Here is a 15,032-nt window from a genome sequence, read left to right as displayed (position 1 = left end):
CCGATTTCGAATTCGTATGACCCGATCTGCCCGCCTTCTGTTTTCGTTCGCGCTGGCCGCGCTCGCTGCGACCGCACAAGCCGCCGGCCCGGCGGCATCCGCGCCGCTGACCGCACTCCGTGTTGAACATCAACTGTCGTCGCTCGGCACCGACGGCATCCAGCGCGACATGCGCTTTGCCGAGCGCGTCTACCGCCAGGGAGACCGCGTGTGGATTGCGCGCGAGCTGCCGCCCGCATCGGCCCATGCAGAACACGACAACACCAACGCCCACGCCGGCCACAAGCACGCCGACACCGATACCGCCCCGCGCTGGATCGAGCGCGACGCCAAGGGCGTGCTGACGGTGCGCGTGGTGAGCGTTTCGCAGCAGAAGAGCTACAACGTGCTGCCCGCGGAATACGCCAACATCGGCTTCGACGGCTCGTGGGCGACGGCGTATCACCTGCTCGACCCAGCCGCGCTCAAGGGCATGCGCGCCGACGGTCCGGTGCGCAACGGCGTGCAGACCTACCGCTCGGCCCAGGGAGAACGCACCGTCACCGTGGAATGGGATGTGGCCGGCCAATACCCGCGCCGCGTGGAATCGCGCAACGCCAGCGGCTCGCAGCGCAAGCTCACGCGCGTGACGCCGCTGCCCGCCCCGGCCGCCGCGCCGTGGGTGCGCGCCCGGCGCTACACCGCCGCTGATTACACCGATTTGATGGATTGAAGGCGGTACTTCAGGAGGTGATTGAGGCGCTTGAGGTGTTTGCCCCCTAGCATTTCGGCCTCATCAGTAGGCAAACACGGGGGCCATTGGTCAGAACTACAACGCTCCCATCGGGCAGCAGGAAACTCTGCACGGCAGCCCTATGCATACGCTCAGCTCAGCACATATGGAGTCTTCACTGGCCCTGGCAGCCAACCCCAACCAGCATGGTTACCACGTACCAGACCCAACATCGCATCCAGAAGAAAGCTAACGCGACGCTCGGCAGGTTTTCTTAAGCAGACGAATCCGATTTCCGCCACATTTACCGGGATCGGCCTCACGCAGCCTCGGGCCAGTAGGCGAGTAGCCCAGGAAATCACTCCTAGTACGGCGAAGGCGTTCAGTTAAGCAAAAAGGCCGCTTCGGCATCAATCGAAGCGGCCTTTTTGCTTTGTCACACGGATAGAGCCACGATGCATTGACCGAACCACGCCTACCTAAATGGCACTACTGCTACTGCGGATCTGCACAACACCGCCATGCAGTCGCAGTCGTAGTGCATTGCCAAACCCGGACAGGACAATCCACAAGGCAAAAATCGATCACGGCCGTCCGTGCCAAACGAGACCCCGGCGCGCCAAGCTGATGCAAGTCAAGGACCAACCCACCCCTCAACGAAAAGCAATATCTCCAAGGTGAATGTAATAATGTTTTAAGTTAGGCGCTTACCCGCATAACAGATCGATTATCAAGGTTTAAATTAAAAGCGCGCCAATCAAGGCGCCAATGCATCAACCAATACAGGGGATCATCATGGAAAAAATCTCAATTGAACCCACCCTCTCGCACCAGTCCAATGACGCGTATCAAAATCCCATTGGCGCGCCAAAAATGGAAAAAGTCGCCATTGAACCAACCCTTTCCTTCCAATCCAATGATGCCTATCAAAACCCCATTGGTGCGCCGCTGAAGTAAGGTACAACGGTGGCGCCTAGCAGTATGGGCGCCACCGCCCGGCATCAATCTCAATCGCAGTCAACATACTGATGAAACAAGATCCGCCAATATTCATTCGCGTAATAGATGGGAGACTAATTTTATGGGATTACCGATCTCATTCGCAATATGAAATTGAAGAGGAACATGTCAGAAGAATACTGGCAATCTCGAGAAATCAAGAAACATCTGAATCCCAGATAGACTCGGACATCATTAGAAGTGGAATTTTTGATGACGACAGCCGAGATTTCAAAAAATGGGGATGGGACTGCTTATCTCACATATTCCATCTTGGCACGCAGATCGTTCTGGAGGAGGGCGCAGATCTACCAAACGACGACAGCTACGAAGGATATATAAAATACTGCACATCAATCATCGATAAGGTTCCGGAAACAAAATATGCTCGCGAAGGCGAGTCGCTCTCTTTGCCCGCGCCGAATAAAAAATACAGGAAAGGTACCGGGTTATACGATGTGTTAATGGCACGACAAACCTCGCGCTCATTTAACTCCTCACCAATACCTCTTCAAACCGTAGCCAACTCCCTCTATTGGACATTTGGCGCTGTGCATGGGGATATGCGTCAAGATATGTTGGACGCAGGTCTCGTTCCTGTTGGATATCGGCGCACATCTCCATCGGGAGGCTCGCTTCAACCAAGCGAAGCTTACCTTGTAGCACTAAACATAGAAGGATTAACGGCGGGCATCTATCACTATCGAGCGTTCTCTCATGAGTTGACGTTAATAACCACCAAGATTGATGGAGAAAAGCTGGGCAAACTGCTCTGCGCACAGATGTTCGCGAAAGATCTGGCTTATGGCATTTTCGTGACGTCACGCTTCGACAAGATGTGGTGGAAGTACCCTCATTCCCGTGCGTATCGGGTCGCACTTCTTGATATCGGATGTCTTGCTCAAACTTTTCAATTGGTTACCACAGAACTAGGTCTGGGCTCGTGGCTCACCAGCTATTTCCTTGATAGAGAAGTTAATAAACTGTTGGAAGTCGACGAGATGCGCGAGTCGGTATTATTTTTTTTAGGGGCAGGAATGGGAGACGGCACACCATTTGCACCCCAGGCGCTACAAACAATTGAGCGCATGCTCGAGGAACAGCGGCAAAACCAACGGGAAGGTTGATATGCTAATTCTTTCATTCAAGCCCGGGCACGACGGACACATTGCCTGCATTGAAAACGGCATTCTTCAGTACTCGTATGAAGCAGAAAAAGATTCACGTCCTCGGTACTCACCAATAGATGTTGAGACCATCATTGATTCACTATCAGTCGCAAATGGAATTCCGGATGCAATCGCATTGAGCGGCTGGGCAACTGGAGTTGATCCTCGAAGCGCCCCAGTTGGTGCGGGATATCTGGGCACAGCCCCTCCTCGGCAAAGCAAGCTACGCTTCTTGGGACAACAAATCGAACTCATCACAGCCTCACACGAGCGCTCACACGTGATGTGCGCCTACGGACTTTCGCCGTTTCCTCAAGGTCAGCCATGCTATGCCCTCGTCTGGGAAGGACACATTGGCGCCTTTTATCGAATTGACGAACACGCTCAGATACGAAAATTATGTGACGTTATGTCCGACCCTGGCATTCGCTACGCCTTCGCTTACGGCGTAGCAGACCCGTCATTCGCGCTGCGGCGCGGTCAAGTCAGGCTCGGCGACGCCGGGAAACTCATGGCACTAGCAGCCTTTGGGGAAGACCGCGCGAGAACGAATATCGAGAACGATTTCCTAAATGCAATACTTTCCCCTCACTCCGCCATCGACAGCTTAGAAAAATCAAGCTTTGAGTCCTCCCCCTACTTCAATATTGGAGTTGAAAGCTCAGAGTTCAAGCAACTGGCGAAACAATTGTCGGATGCCATATTTGAAAAATTCATCGATAGAATTCGTCCATTCGTTTTAGATGATGCCCCCCTTCTTATCAGTGGTGGTTGTGGCTTGAATTGCGACTGGAACCGAAACTGGCTGGATTGCGGCCTTTTCTCCGATGTTTTTGTACCGCCGTGCCCGAACGATGTTGGGGCGGCCATTGGCACCGCAATAGATGCCCAGCATTACCTGACCGGAGAAGCAAAAATTCAGTGGGACGTATACTCCGGGCAACCTTTCCTTGACGATATCAAAAACATCGAAGGATTTGATCTTTTTGAAATGGAGGTTCGGAGGGTCGCGGATTTATTGCATCAGGGTGCAATTCTTGGTTGGGCTCAAGGTCGAGCAGAAATTGGCCCTCGTGCACTTGGAAATCGATCAATTCTCGCGGCGCCCTTCTCAAAACATACACTTGACAGACTTAACGATATCAAACGTCGAGAAAAATTTAGACCAATTGCTCCAATATGCTTGGAAGAAAAATCGGGAAGTTATTTTGACCTGGGAAGACCAAGCCCTCACATGCTTTATTTCTCACAAGTTAAGGATAAAAAACTTCAAGCAATAACCCATGTTGATGGTTCATCTAGGCCACAGACAGTCAACTCAAAGCAAAACCCCGAAATTCACTCTCTCCTGAAGGCCTTTGAAAATGTTAGCGGGTACGGCGTTCTTTGCAACACTTCGCTTAATTTCAACGGAACCGGCTTCATCAACAGAACGAGTGATCTTGCAAGATATGCTTCTGAAAACAAACTTGACGGCTTTGTTGCAAACAAAAAACTATATTTAAGAAAGCAACGTCCACAGGCAGCCTAACATGCAAGAAATTAGCTCCTTATTTAGGGTTCGCGGTTACCCCCCATTTTTTGCGTCCCGTATTTTTAACTCCGTCGCGATATGGGTTGATTTCACACTCATCTTTTCCATACTATCATTCAATTTTGATGCCACACCCAGGACACTAGGGGTGGCAGCGGCACTCTATGGACTGCCCGGTTTGTTACTCGGCCCCTTTATCGGCATGTTGGCGGACCGAAAATCCCCCGCGCTGATCATGCTCGTAAGCACGAGCGGCAGGTTCGCAACATCTCTACTCCTCGCAATAGCCCCAAATGAAGCTTTTTTTATCGCAGCAGTATTCCTTAAAGGCATCAGCAATCTAGGGGCGGTGCCTGCGGAGCAAGTTCTGATTCGACGGTTGCTATCCGACCAGCAGATTGTGTCCACTACGACGCTCACTTCCGTCGTTGATCAGTGCACAAAAATCGCCTCGCCACTTCTTGGAGCAGCTTTGGCGACGGTCTCGCAGTCGCGAGGGGGTTTCCTGCTCACAGCAATACTCGCACTCGCCTCCGCAGGCTGCGCGGTTCGGATTGCCGCAACAATAGGATGGCAATCAACAGACCGAGGAACGACGGGCCGGCTGCCAAACTTCTCCGTGCTTTGGGAAACCCTATCCCAAAAGCCTCGATTGGCTCTCGCACTCATGTTGGTTGTAGCGCTCTCGCTCACACTCGGTCTGTATGACTCGATCGTTGTGATCCTGCTTCGGGAGCAAGGCCTTCCTCCTAGTGCCTTTGGAACCATTGTTAGCTTCACCGCGGCCGGTGCCATCTTGTGCGCTCTCGTTTTGAAACGATTGCTAGATCGCACAAGTGAGTTTCTCGTCATGCTCCTTTCCGCCAGCGGCTTCAGCATGACCGTTATCGCCGCAGGCATTCTTGCTTTGACCAGCGACCAACTCGGCCTGCCTGTCCTGTGCGTCCTATGGCTAATGAACGGGTTTTGCTATGCGGGAGGCGTGATGGCGTATTCCATCTCCCTGCAAAAAGAATCTCCGCGAGAACTGCTTGGCAGCTTGTCGGCAACAGGGCGCAGCTTGCAACTTGGCGCATTGGTCTGTGGCCCCGTGGTCGGCTCTTGGGTGGCGCAGCATTTTGGTACGCCTTGGACATTTATTGGTGCAGGCGCACTTGGGCTGTTCGTCGCAATGGTGAGCGGTAGCGCGCTCTCAACGAGGAAGCTCCAGCCGGAGTAGCACGCAGGACCGTGCGGGCAACGGCTTGACCGACACATTTCAGCCTGGTGAGTAGACAAGATCGTCCGCTGCCGGATTGGCCTCCGATAGCGCTATAGTGCGAACACCCCCCAACGCTCGCACCCGCCATGACGATCACCGATCCGACCCTCGCTGCGTTTGCCGCCCCCGCCTCGCACGTGCCGCGCGTGCTCACCATCGCCGGCTCGGACAGCGGCGGTGGGGCGGGCATCCAGGCCGATCTGAAGACGTTTGCCGCGCTCGGCTGCTACGGCATGTCGGCCATCACGGCCATCACCGCGCAGAACACGCTGGGCGTGACGGCGGTGGAATCGCTCACACCGGACATCGTGGCTGCGCAGATCGATGCCGTGGCAGGCGACATTGGCGTGGATGCGGCCAAGACCGGCATGCTGGGCACGCCGCAGATCGTGGAAGCCATTCTCTCGGCGCTGGACCGCCACCCGATCGCCAACCTGGTCGTCGACCCCGTCATGGTCAGCACCAGCGGCGCTCAGCTCGGCAGCGATGCCACCGTGCAGGCCATGGCGAAATGGCTGTTCCCGCGCGCCCTGGTGGTCACGCCCAACCTGCCGGAAGCCAGCGCACTGCTCGGCCGCGAAGTCCGCACAGCGGACGACATGCTGCCCGCCGCACGCGACCTGCTGGCCCTGGGCCCGCGCGCCGTGCTGCTCAAGGGCGGGCACCTGGCAGACGTGGCCACCGCCGGTGAAGACGGCGTGCTGCAAGACGTCCTCGTCACCGCCGACGGCACAGAGCGCGTCTACGCGCACACCTACATCGACACGCCGCACACGCACGGCACGGGCTGCACGCTGTCGGCCGCCATTGCCGCGCACCTCGCACGCGGCGACGCGCTGGAAGCTGCCATCGAAGCCTCGCTCGATTACCTGCTGCATGCCATCGGCGCGGGGCGTCACCTGGCCCTGGGACGCGGGTCGGGCCCGCTCAACCATGGCTTTGCACCGCGCCCACTGGCCGCACCGCGCGCACTCGAAGTCGACATCGACGAAGACTGATCCCAGGAGCCGCCATGAAGCGCTTGCCGATCGCACGTGTCCTTCGCTGCCTGCCCGCGGTGCTGTGCGCGCTGTTGGGTGCCTGCAATGCAAGCTTTGTCAGTGATTTCGGCAGCAACTTTTCGATTGGTGGCACGGTGAGCGGCCTGCCGGGCGGCCAGTCGATCGTGCTGCTCAACAACGGCCGCGATTCGCTAACGATTGCCAGCAACGGCGCGTTCGTGTTCGGTGGGCTGGTGCCGTTCAACGGCAGCTACCTGGTGACGATCAGTGCACAACCGGCATCGGCCAATTGCGCGGTGGCCAACGCCAGCGGCACGGCCACCAATGATGTGACCAACGTGCTGGTGACCTGCCAGCCGCGCTAGACATCGAGCGCGGGCAAAGAAAAGCGCGGACCGTGATCCGCGCCTTTTCTCCTCTGCTCACAGACTCAAGCCGATGCGCCTGCCTGCTCCTTCGCCCACTTCTCCATGCGCTTCGCCATCTCATCGGGCTCCACGTCTTCCACATGCGTGGACACGGTCCATACGTGGCCGAACGGGTCTTTGAGCGTGCCGGAGCGGTCGCCATAAAACTGATCCACCACCGGGCGGACTTCCGTGCCGCCGGCCTTGAGCGCGTTGGCAAACACGGTGTCGACGTTGGGCACATAGATCATCAGCCCCACCGACGTGCACTGCAGCGTGTCGGGGCTGGCGCAGGCCATGTTCGGCACTTCATCCGACATCATGATGGGGGAATCGCCGATGCGGATTTCGGCGTGCGCGATGGTGCCGTTGGGGCCGTCCATGCGAAAGAGTTCGGTGGCACCGAACGCCTGCCTGTAGAAATCGATCGCGCGTGCGGCGCCTTTGATGCTCAGGTACGGGGTGACGCTGTGGTAACCCTCGGGAATGGGCTTGACCGCCATGTCTGTCTCCTGCAGCGTGAATGAGGATGCGCCGCCCCGGCAATGACCTGGGCAGCGCACGAACAGGATAGGTCAGTGAGATGGCGGTTGCGGGACGCAAACTGCGTTGCGCAACCCTTGCGTTACCTCAGACGCGCACGTGCGCCGCGAACGTCGCTTGCAGAGCCTGTACCGCCGCAGGCACATCGTCGGCCTGCGTGACAGCACGCACCACGGCCACGCAGCCAACGCCAGATTCCAGCACGCGCGGCATCGCTGCCCGATCGATACCGCCGATCGCCACCAGCGGGGGTGCCGGCACGCGCGTGCGCATGGCCGACGCATAGGCGAACAAGCGGCCCAGGCCCTGGGGCACGGTCGGCATGGTCTTGGTGGGCGTGGCAAACACCGCGCCGAGTGCGAGGTAGCTCGGGTTCAGGGGGGCGACGCGCAGCATTTCGGCAAAGCCGTGCGTGCTGATGCCAAGGCGCAGACCTGCGGAGCGGATCGCCACCAGGTCGGCGTCGTCGATGTCTTCCTGCCCAAGGTGGATGCCGTAGATGCCGCTGTTGGGCGTTTGCGCGTGCACATTGAGCGCCACTTGCCAGTGGTCGTTGATGAACAGGCGTGTGTCGCTGCCGCGTGCGGCGGCTTCTGCACGGCACACCTGGTCGGCCACGGCTTGCGCCTCGTCCGACTTGAAGCGCAACTGCACGGTCGGCACCTTGAGTGCAACGAGGCGTTCGACCCACTCCGCATCCGGCACCACGGCATACACGCCGAGTTGCGTTGGGCACGGCGCAAAGGCGATGTCCGGCGCGGTCGGGCACGGCAGCGCGGGTTCGAGCACGCGGGGCAGGGCATCGAAGCGCGTGGGCCAGGCGAGCGCATCGGCGTTGGCTTCCGCGATCCACGCGCGGGCTACGCACAACGCATCGCGCGGCTCGAACGCCAGTGCGAGTGCCGCGCCGAAGATGGCGACGAAGCGCGCGTCGAGCGCGCCCCCATGTGCCGCAGACGTGAAGCGGTATGTGCCGAGGCGGTCGTGCACGGTGTCGATGCGCTCGGCGCCGTGCGACTCGCTGAGTACGACGGCAGCGCCCGCTGCGCGAGCACGGTCAGCTTGTGCTGCGTCGGTGGTCAGCAGAACTGTGACGGCCGTGGTTGCCTCTTCCGCGCGGTCGGTCACGCTCCAGGCGTGCGGCGCGCTGCCGAAGGCTTCGACATGACGATCGATGATCTGTGCGGCAAGCGCGGCAGCCTCGGGCCACGTGGTGGAGAAACGCAATGCAGACAGGCTCATGCGCTTCTCTCTTCCGCGTGCCAGAACGGCAGGCCAACCACCGGCGTGCTGGCCTGCGCCACATCGCGCTCCGGCATCGGACCCGACAGGCGTGCAAGGCGACCGGCCTGCGTCGCCATGGCAAACGCCTGCGCCATCGCCACCGGATCACCCGCTTGCGCGACGGCGGTGTTCAGCAGCACCGCGTCATAGCCCCACTCCATCACCTGCGTGGCGTGCGAGGGCACACCCAGGCCCGCATCGACGATGAGCGGTACGTCGGGCAGGCGCTCGCGCAGCAGGCGCAGGCCGTACGGGTTGGTGGGGCCACGGCCGGTGCCGATGGGCGCGGCCCACGGCATCAGCGCCTGGCAGCCGACGTCGAGCAGGCGGCGGCACAGGACGAGGTCTTCGGTGCAGTACGGCAGCACCTTGAAGCCATCGCGGATGAGGCGCTCGGCAGCGGCCGGCAGCGCGAGCGTGTCGGGCTGCAGCGTGTAATCGTCGCCGATGACTTCGAGCTTGATCCAGTCGGTCTCGAACACTTCGCGCGACATCTGCGCGAGGGTGTAGGCCTCGTCGGCGGAATAGCAGCCGGCGGTGTTTGGCAACACGGGCACGCCCAGCGCGCGCAGCATCTTCCAGAAGCCCGCGCCGCCTTCGGGCGAGCCAGCGCTCTGGCGGCGCAGCGCCACAGTGAGCATGGCCGGGTTGGATACGCGCACCGCGTCTTCCAGCGATTGCGGCGACGGATAGCGCGCGGTGCCCAGCAGCAGGCGCGAGGCGAAGGTCTCGTCGTACAGGCGCAGCGGATCAGCTTGACCGGCGAGCGCGGAAAGATTCGTAGTGGTCATCAAGAACTCCTAGCCGCCCACGACAGGCTGCACGAGTGCAATGCGATCGCCCATGTTGAGCGCGTGCTGCGCATGGCGCGCCTTGGGCACGAAGTCGCCATTCACGGAGGCGGCAAACGGTGGGGCGATCTGCAGCTGCGGCGCGGCAGCACCGATGGCGTCAGCCAGCGTGCTGCCGGCGGGCAGCGCGAGCGACAGGTCGTTGAGGGTGACGTTCAGCGTCATGACAAAACAGGTTCAGGCGATGCGCTTGCAGTGAACAGCTCGGGCCATTCACTGTCGTGTGCATCGAGGGCACGGCCATCCAGCAGATCACGCGCAACGGCCACCGCAGCTTGGGTGACGGCCGGCGCGATCATGTAGCCATGCCGGTACAGGCCATTCACCGACAGCGTGCCAGCGCCATCCCAGCGCAACGCTGGGCGGTGGTCTGGCAGCGTCGGGCGGCACTGCGTGTTCAGTTCCAGCACGCGCGCCTCGCCAAAGGCAGGGTGCACGGCATAGGCCGCAGACAGCAACTCCAGCGTGGAGCGCACGCTGGCGGGCGACATGTCGTCGGATTCGATTTCCGTCGCGCCGATCACGTAGACGTTGCCGGGCTTGGGCGCGATGTACAGCGGGTAGCGCGGATGCAGCATGCGCACCGGCCGCGTGAGCGACACGTCGGGCGCGTGGATGCGCGCGACCTCACCACGCAGACCGCGCAGGCGCGGCCATTGCGGCTTGGCGCCAAGGCCACGGCAATCGAGCACGAGACGGGCGCCGAGGCCGCTCGCCGCGAGTGCTTCCGGGCGCGGATCGACGATCTCCGTGTTCCAGCGCAGTTGCACGCCGAGCGCTTCCAACTCCGTTGCCAGCGCGCCGAGCAGGGTGCGGTTATCAAGCTGGCCCTCGCCCGCCAGATACAGCCCCTGCGTGAAGCGCTGCGCGAGCAGCGGCTCCAGCGTGCCGATGCCTGCGGCATCCACCGCGCGCAAGTCGGCGGCAACACGTTCAGGCGGTGCAATGGCGCGCACGCGAGAAGCAAACAGCGATGCCTCGCCACGGTCCGCCGCATGCCAGACGACCAGCGTGCCGGCCTCCTGGAAGAACACCGGCGTGCGCAGCTTCGGCAGCCACTCGCGCCACAGCGCCAGGCTTGCCAACCCCAAGTCAACGACAAAACGATCGGCCACGGCAGCTTCGGCCAGCGGCGCCAGCATGGCGGCAGCCACGTGCGCGGCGGCACTGCTGCCGTCGCGCGCGCCGCGCTCCACCACGGCAATGCGTGCAGCCGGCACACCGGCCTGTGCAAGTTGCCAAGCACACAGGCGGCCAGCGAGGCCGCCACCGAGGATCGTTACATCAAAAGACGTGGAAGTTGGCATTGCACCGGTTGGTTTAGCTGTAGATCTTGCTGCCGCTCTTGCGGAACTCGATCGACTTCTCTTCCATCCCGCTCACGGCGGTGGTGGCGTTGGCGTCAAGCGTGGCCGCGTAGTCGCGCACTTCCTGCGTGATCTTCATCGAGCAGAACTTGGGGCCGCACATCGAGCAGAAGTGGGCGATCTTTGCGCCTTCGGCCGGCAGCGTCTCGTCGTGGAAGGCGCGAGCCTTTTCCGGGTCGAGGCCGAGGTTGAACTGGTCTTCCCAACGGAATTCGAAGCGTGCCTTGGACAGCGCGTTGTCACGCAGCTGCGCACCCGGCCAGCCCTTAGCCAAGTCAGCCGCATGCGCAGCAATCTTGTAGGTGATGATGCCTTCGCGCACGTCTTCCTTGTCGGGCAGGCCCAGGTGTTCCTTGGGCGTGACGTAGCAGAGCATGGCCGTGCCGTACCAACCGATGTTGGCCGCGCCGATGCCGCTGGTGATGTGGTCGTAGCCGGGGGCGATGTCGGTCACCAGCGGGCCCAGCGTGTAGAACGGAGCTTCGAAGCAGTGCTTCAGCTCTTCGTCCATGTTGGCCTGCACGCGCTGCAGCGGCACGTGGCCCGGGCCCTCGATCATCACCTGCACGTCGTGCTCCCACGCTTTCTTGGTGAGTTCACCCAGCGTGTGCAGCTCGCCGAATTGCGCGGCGTCGTTCGAGTCGGCAATGCAACCCGGACGCAGACCATCACCCAGGCTGAACGACACGTCGTACGCCTTCATGATTTCGCAGATCTCGTCGAAGTGCGTGTAGAGGAAGTTTTCCTTGTGATGCGCCAGGCACCACTTGGCCATGATGGAACCGCCGCGCGAGACGATGCCCGTGATGCGGTCGGCGGTGAGCGGCACGTAGCGCAGCAGCACGCCCGCGTGGATGGTGAAGTAATCCACGCCTTGCTCGGCCTGCTCGATGAGCGTGTCGCGGAACATCTCCCACGTCAGGTCTTCGGCCACGCCGCCGGTCTTGTCCAGCGCTTGATAGATGGGCACCGTGCCGATGGGCACCGGCGAGTTGCGCAGGATCCATTCGCGCGTCTCGTGGATGTGCTTGCCGGTGGACAAGTCCATGATCGTGTCGGCGCCCCAGCGGATCGCCCACACCATCTTTTCCACTTCTTCCGCCAGCGACGAGGTGACCGCCGAGTTGCCGAGGTTGCCGTTGATCTTCACGCGGAAGTTGCGGCCGATGGCCATCGGCTCCAGCTCGGTGTGGTTGATGTTGGCGGGGATGATGGCGCGACCGGCGGCAATTTCTGCACGCACGAATTCCGGCGTGATGTCTTCCGGGCGTTGCGGCAGATTGGCGCCGTATGAGAAGCCCTGATGCTGCTTGAGCAGCTGACGGTACTCGGGCTTGTCTTGCAGCGCCTGCAGGTTCAGCGATTCGCGCAGCGCAACGTATTCCATTTCCGGCGTGATGATGCCGCGGCGCGCGTAGTGCATCTGGCTCACGTTGGCACCCGGCTTGGCGCGGCGCGGGTTGGTCAGCTGTGCAAAGCGCAGGTGGGCGGTGGCGGGGTCATTGGCACGCGTGCGGCCGTATTCCGACGACAGGCCGGAGAGGATTTCCGTGTCGCCACGCTCGTCGATCCACTTGGCGCGCAGCGGGGCGAGGCCAGCCTTCAGGTCGATGTGCACGTCCGGGTCGGAGTACGGGCCCGAGGTGTCGTACACCGGGATCGGCGGGTTCAGCATCTCGCCCTTGTCGGTGCGGGTGGCGGTCTGCTTGATGGTGCGCATCGGCACGCGCACGTCCGGGCGGCTGCCGGCGATGTAGGTCTTGCTGGAGGCCGGATAGGCGAACTTCTGGTCGAGCTCGGTCTGCAGCGAGTCGAAAGATGCGGCGGGGGCGTTTTTGGCTTGGGGCATGGTCTCGTCCTTGATTCTGTGGCCTGGTGGAGCAGGCGGTGGACGAAACCGGGAGAGGTGGCGTGACCCAGAAGGGTGGGCTGCCAGAGACTACGCGGTGTTCTGAAACTTCCCACGCCGGTACGAACCGGATCGGGTGCGAAGGGACTCTCTCAGCCGCACGGCCCATCCGTACGGCACCCCTGTTTCATCCAACGAGGCTGAATTTAAGCACAGGGCCGCCGACGTTGCCAGCAAGAATTCCCCTGGAGGGACAATCGGGCCGTCATTTCAGTCCAAACCGCCGCGCAATGTGCGGCGGCATGCACCGGCGCGGCCTGCCTTGATCTCGCGCAACCCCGCCGCGTTTCACCTATGCGACGCTCAATCCCTTTTCTATTGCGTTGCGGCAAGGCCGCAGGGAGTTGTCATGCTGGAACGTCGGTTCACACTCGCGGGGCGCAGCCTCGTACCCATCGTGCAGGGCGGTATGGGCGTGGGTATTTCGGCGCACCGGCTGGCCGGCGCTGTCGCACGCGAAGGCGGCGTCGGCACCATCGCCAGTATCGACTTGCGGCATCACCATGCGGATCTCGTCGCTGCGACGGAGAAATCGCATGACAAGGAGGCCATCAACACCGCCAACCTCATCGCGCTGGATCGGGAGATTCGGGCCGCACGCGAGGGCGCGCAAGGCAACGGCCTGATCGCCGTGAACGTGATGAAGGCCGTGGAATCACACGCAGCACTCGTGCGGCAGGCGTGCGAGAGCGGTGCGGATGCGATCGTCATGGGCGCGGGCCTGCCGCTCGATCTGCCGGAGATGACGGCGGAGTACCCGAAGGTGGCGCTCATCCCAATTCTTTCCGACGCGCGCGGCGTGGGCGTGGTGCTCAAGCGGTGGATGAAGAAGGCGCGGTTGCCGGATGCGGTAGTGATCGAGCACCCGTCGCACGCGGGTGGGCACCTGGGCGCGGCGCGCATTGAAGACCTGCGCGATGAGCGTTTCTCGTTCGCGCGTGTGCTCGATGAATGCCGCGAGCTGTTCGTCAAGCTGGGGCTGGCGGCGGAGCAGATTCCGATCATCCTGGCGGGCGGCATCGACTCGCACGCCAAGGTGCGGCACTGGCTCGACAAGGGTGCCGCAGCGGTGCAGCTCGGCACAGCGTTTGCCGTGACGGAAGAGGGCGATGCGCACCCGCGCTTCAAGCGTGTGCTCACGGGTGCGGAGGATGGCGATATCGCGGAGTTCGTCAGCGTGGCGGGCTTGCCGGCACGGGCAGTGATGACGCCGTGGTTGTCGCGCTATCTCTCACGCGAGAGTGCCTTGCAGGCGAAGGCCAAGGTGCGGGATTGTTTGCAGGGGTTCGATTGCTTGCAGACGTGCGGGCTGCGTGACGGTATTGGGAAGGTGGGGCAGTTCTGTATTGACCTGAAGTTGGCGCAGGCGCTGCGGGGGGATGTGGAGCGGGGGTTGTTTTTCCGCGGGGCCGGGAAACTGCCGTTTGGGGAGGCGATTCGGCCTGTGCGGGAGTTGATGCATTACTTGCTGACTGGGGAAAAACCAGCGGTAAGTTGAACCGTTGCGGTTCATCCCTTGTTTCATCCCCTGCCGGGGCTGACTCACTTTCTTTGTCTTGCCAAAGAAAGTAAGCAAAGAAAAGCGCGCCCGATGCGGCGAAAGATTCCTTGAACACGGAAATCCTGACACTCCCCAAGGAGGGGAAGGGAAAAACTCGCTGCGCTCAAATAGTTTCCCTTCCTTTTTCCTCCTTGCAACAGAAATTCAAGGCGCCGCATAGGGCAGCGGAAAAGCAAACAATCTCTTGCCAGCGCACGACTTCGTCTTGGGTGCCGCTGCGCGCATCTCACGATCAACGTGCTTTGGCGCTCGCCGTTGTATTCCGCCGGTTTGGCCTTTGACTTTCCTGCCCTTGATGGCGCCTTGAATTTTCGTAAGCGGGCGGAAATATGACGGGAAACTGTTTGAGCGCAGCGAGTTTTTCCCGTCTCCGCCCGGTTATGAAAATTCAAGGAGGGGGTCGCCATCTCGGGCGCGCCTTTCTTTTGCTTACT

At 60.9% G+C, this 15,032-nt stretch carries 15 protein-coding genes and 1 riboswitch; of the genes, 8 read left to right on the top strand and 7 right to left on the bottom strand.

All coding sequences use genetic code 11. The annotated features are described in order from the left end of the window. Positions 1–16: 16 nt before the first annotated feature. From R2N11_RS20500 to R2N11_RS20470, 7 genes are all read left to right on the top strand, one after another. Positions 17–712, top strand: a complete 696-nt coding sequence (locus R2N11_RS20500) for a hypothetical protein (RefSeq protein ID WP_316682207.1) — start codon at positions 17–19, stop codon at positions 710–712. Positions 713–1,507: 795 nt separating this feature from the next. Continuing rightward, a complete protein-coding gene (locus R2N11_RS20495; RefSeq protein WP_316682206.1) occupies positions 1,508–1,669 on the top strand; it encodes a hypothetical protein in 162 nt (53 codons plus the stop codon). Positions 1,670–1,740: 71 nt separating this feature from the next. Then, positions 1,741–2,838, top strand: coding sequence for a SagB/ThcOx family dehydrogenase (locus R2N11_RS20490; RefSeq protein ID WP_316682205.1), 1,098 nt, complete (start codon positions 1,741–1,743; stop codon positions 2,836–2,838). Between the two features lies 1 nt (position 2,839). Continuing rightward, positions 2,840–4,411, top strand: coding sequence for a carbamoyltransferase C-terminal domain-containing protein (locus R2N11_RS20485; protein WP_316682204.1), 1,572 nt, complete (start codon positions 2,840–2,842; stop codon positions 4,409–4,411). 1 nt (position 4,412) lies between these two features. Then, positions 4,413–5,633 (top strand): MFS transporter, encoded by a 1,221-nt coding sequence (locus R2N11_RS20480; RefSeq protein ID WP_316682203.1) that lies wholly within the window; start codon positions 4,413–4,415, stop codon positions 5,631–5,633. A 128-nt stretch (positions 5,634–5,761) separates the two neighbouring features. Further along, positions 5,762–6,673, top strand: coding sequence for a bifunctional hydroxymethylpyrimidine kinase/phosphomethylpyrimidine kinase (gene thiD / locus R2N11_RS20475; protein ID WP_316682202.1), 912 nt, complete (start codon positions 5,762–5,764; stop codon positions 6,671–6,673). A 14-nt stretch (positions 6,674–6,687) separates the two neighbouring features. Then, complete coding sequence (locus tag R2N11_RS20470; protein WP_316682201.1) at positions 6,688–7,041, top strand: DUF4369 domain-containing protein; 354 nt, start codon at positions 6,688–6,690, stop codon at positions 7,039–7,041. Between the two features lie 65 nt (positions 7,042–7,106). Here the strand turns inward: R2N11_RS20470 and R2N11_RS20465 are convergent, their stop codons facing one another. From R2N11_RS20465 to thiC, 6 genes are all read right to left on the bottom strand, one after another. Further along, positions 7,107–7,586 (bottom strand): VOC family protein, encoded by a 480-nt coding sequence (locus R2N11_RS20465; protein WP_199031061.1) that lies wholly within the window; start codon positions 7,584–7,586, stop codon positions 7,107–7,109. A gap of 127 nt (positions 7,587–7,713) precedes the next feature. After that, positions 7,714–8,868, bottom strand: coding sequence for a thiamine phosphate synthase (locus R2N11_RS20460; protein ID WP_199031062.1), 1,155 nt, complete (start codon positions 8,866–8,868; stop codon positions 7,714–7,716). Next, positions 8,865–9,701, bottom strand: coding sequence for a thiazole synthase (locus R2N11_RS20455; protein ID WP_199031063.1), 837 nt, complete (start codon positions 9,699–9,701; stop codon positions 8,865–8,867). Before R2N11_RS20455 ends, R2N11_RS20460 begins: the two co-directional genes overlap by 4 nt. A gap of 9 nt (positions 9,702–9,710) precedes the next feature. Beyond that, complete coding sequence (gene thiS / locus R2N11_RS20450) at positions 9,711–9,926, bottom strand: sulfur carrier protein ThiS (RefSeq protein ID WP_199031064.1); 216 nt, start codon at positions 9,924–9,926, stop codon at positions 9,711–9,713. Next, a complete protein-coding gene (locus R2N11_RS20445; protein WP_316682200.1) occupies positions 9,923–11,068 on the bottom strand; it encodes an FAD-dependent oxidoreductase in 1,146 nt (381 codons plus the stop codon). Before R2N11_RS20445 ends, thiS begins: the two co-directional genes overlap by 4 nt. A gap of 13 nt (positions 11,069–11,081) precedes the next feature. After that, positions 11,082–12,977 carry a phosphomethylpyrimidine synthase ThiC gene (gene thiC / locus R2N11_RS20440; protein WP_233176988.1) on the bottom strand — a complete coding sequence of 632 codons (1,896 nt, stop codon included), beginning with the start codon at positions 12,975–12,977 and terminating at the stop codon, positions 11,082–11,084. A 92-nt stretch (positions 12,978–13,069) separates the two neighbouring features. Next, positions 13,070–13,171, bottom strand: a riboswitch (TPP riboswitch). Between the two features lie 215 nt (positions 13,172–13,386). Between thiC and R2N11_RS20435 the strand changes: the two genes are divergently transcribed. Then, the gene (locus tag R2N11_RS20435; RefSeq protein ID WP_199031066.1) at positions 13,387–14,535 is read left to right on the top strand and encodes an NAD(P)H-dependent flavin oxidoreductase; all 1,149 of its coding nucleotides are present in this window, start codon (positions 13,387–13,389) and stop codon (positions 14,533–14,535) included. Between the two features lie 44 nt (positions 14,536–14,579). Here R2N11_RS20435 and R2N11_RS20430 read toward each other — a convergent pair. Then, positions 14,580–15,032 (bottom strand): hypothetical protein (locus R2N11_RS20430; RefSeq protein ID WP_316682199.1); only part of this gene is annotated, 453 nt, incomplete at its 5' end.

Source organism: Ralstonia flaminis (assembly GCF_958415495.1).
GTDB lineage: Bacteria > Pseudomonadota > Gammaproteobacteria > Burkholderiales > Burkholderiaceae > Ralstonia > Ralstonia flaminis.
Note: the sequence above shows the minus strand (reverse complement) of the source record. Positions and strands in the feature narration are given on the sequence as shown.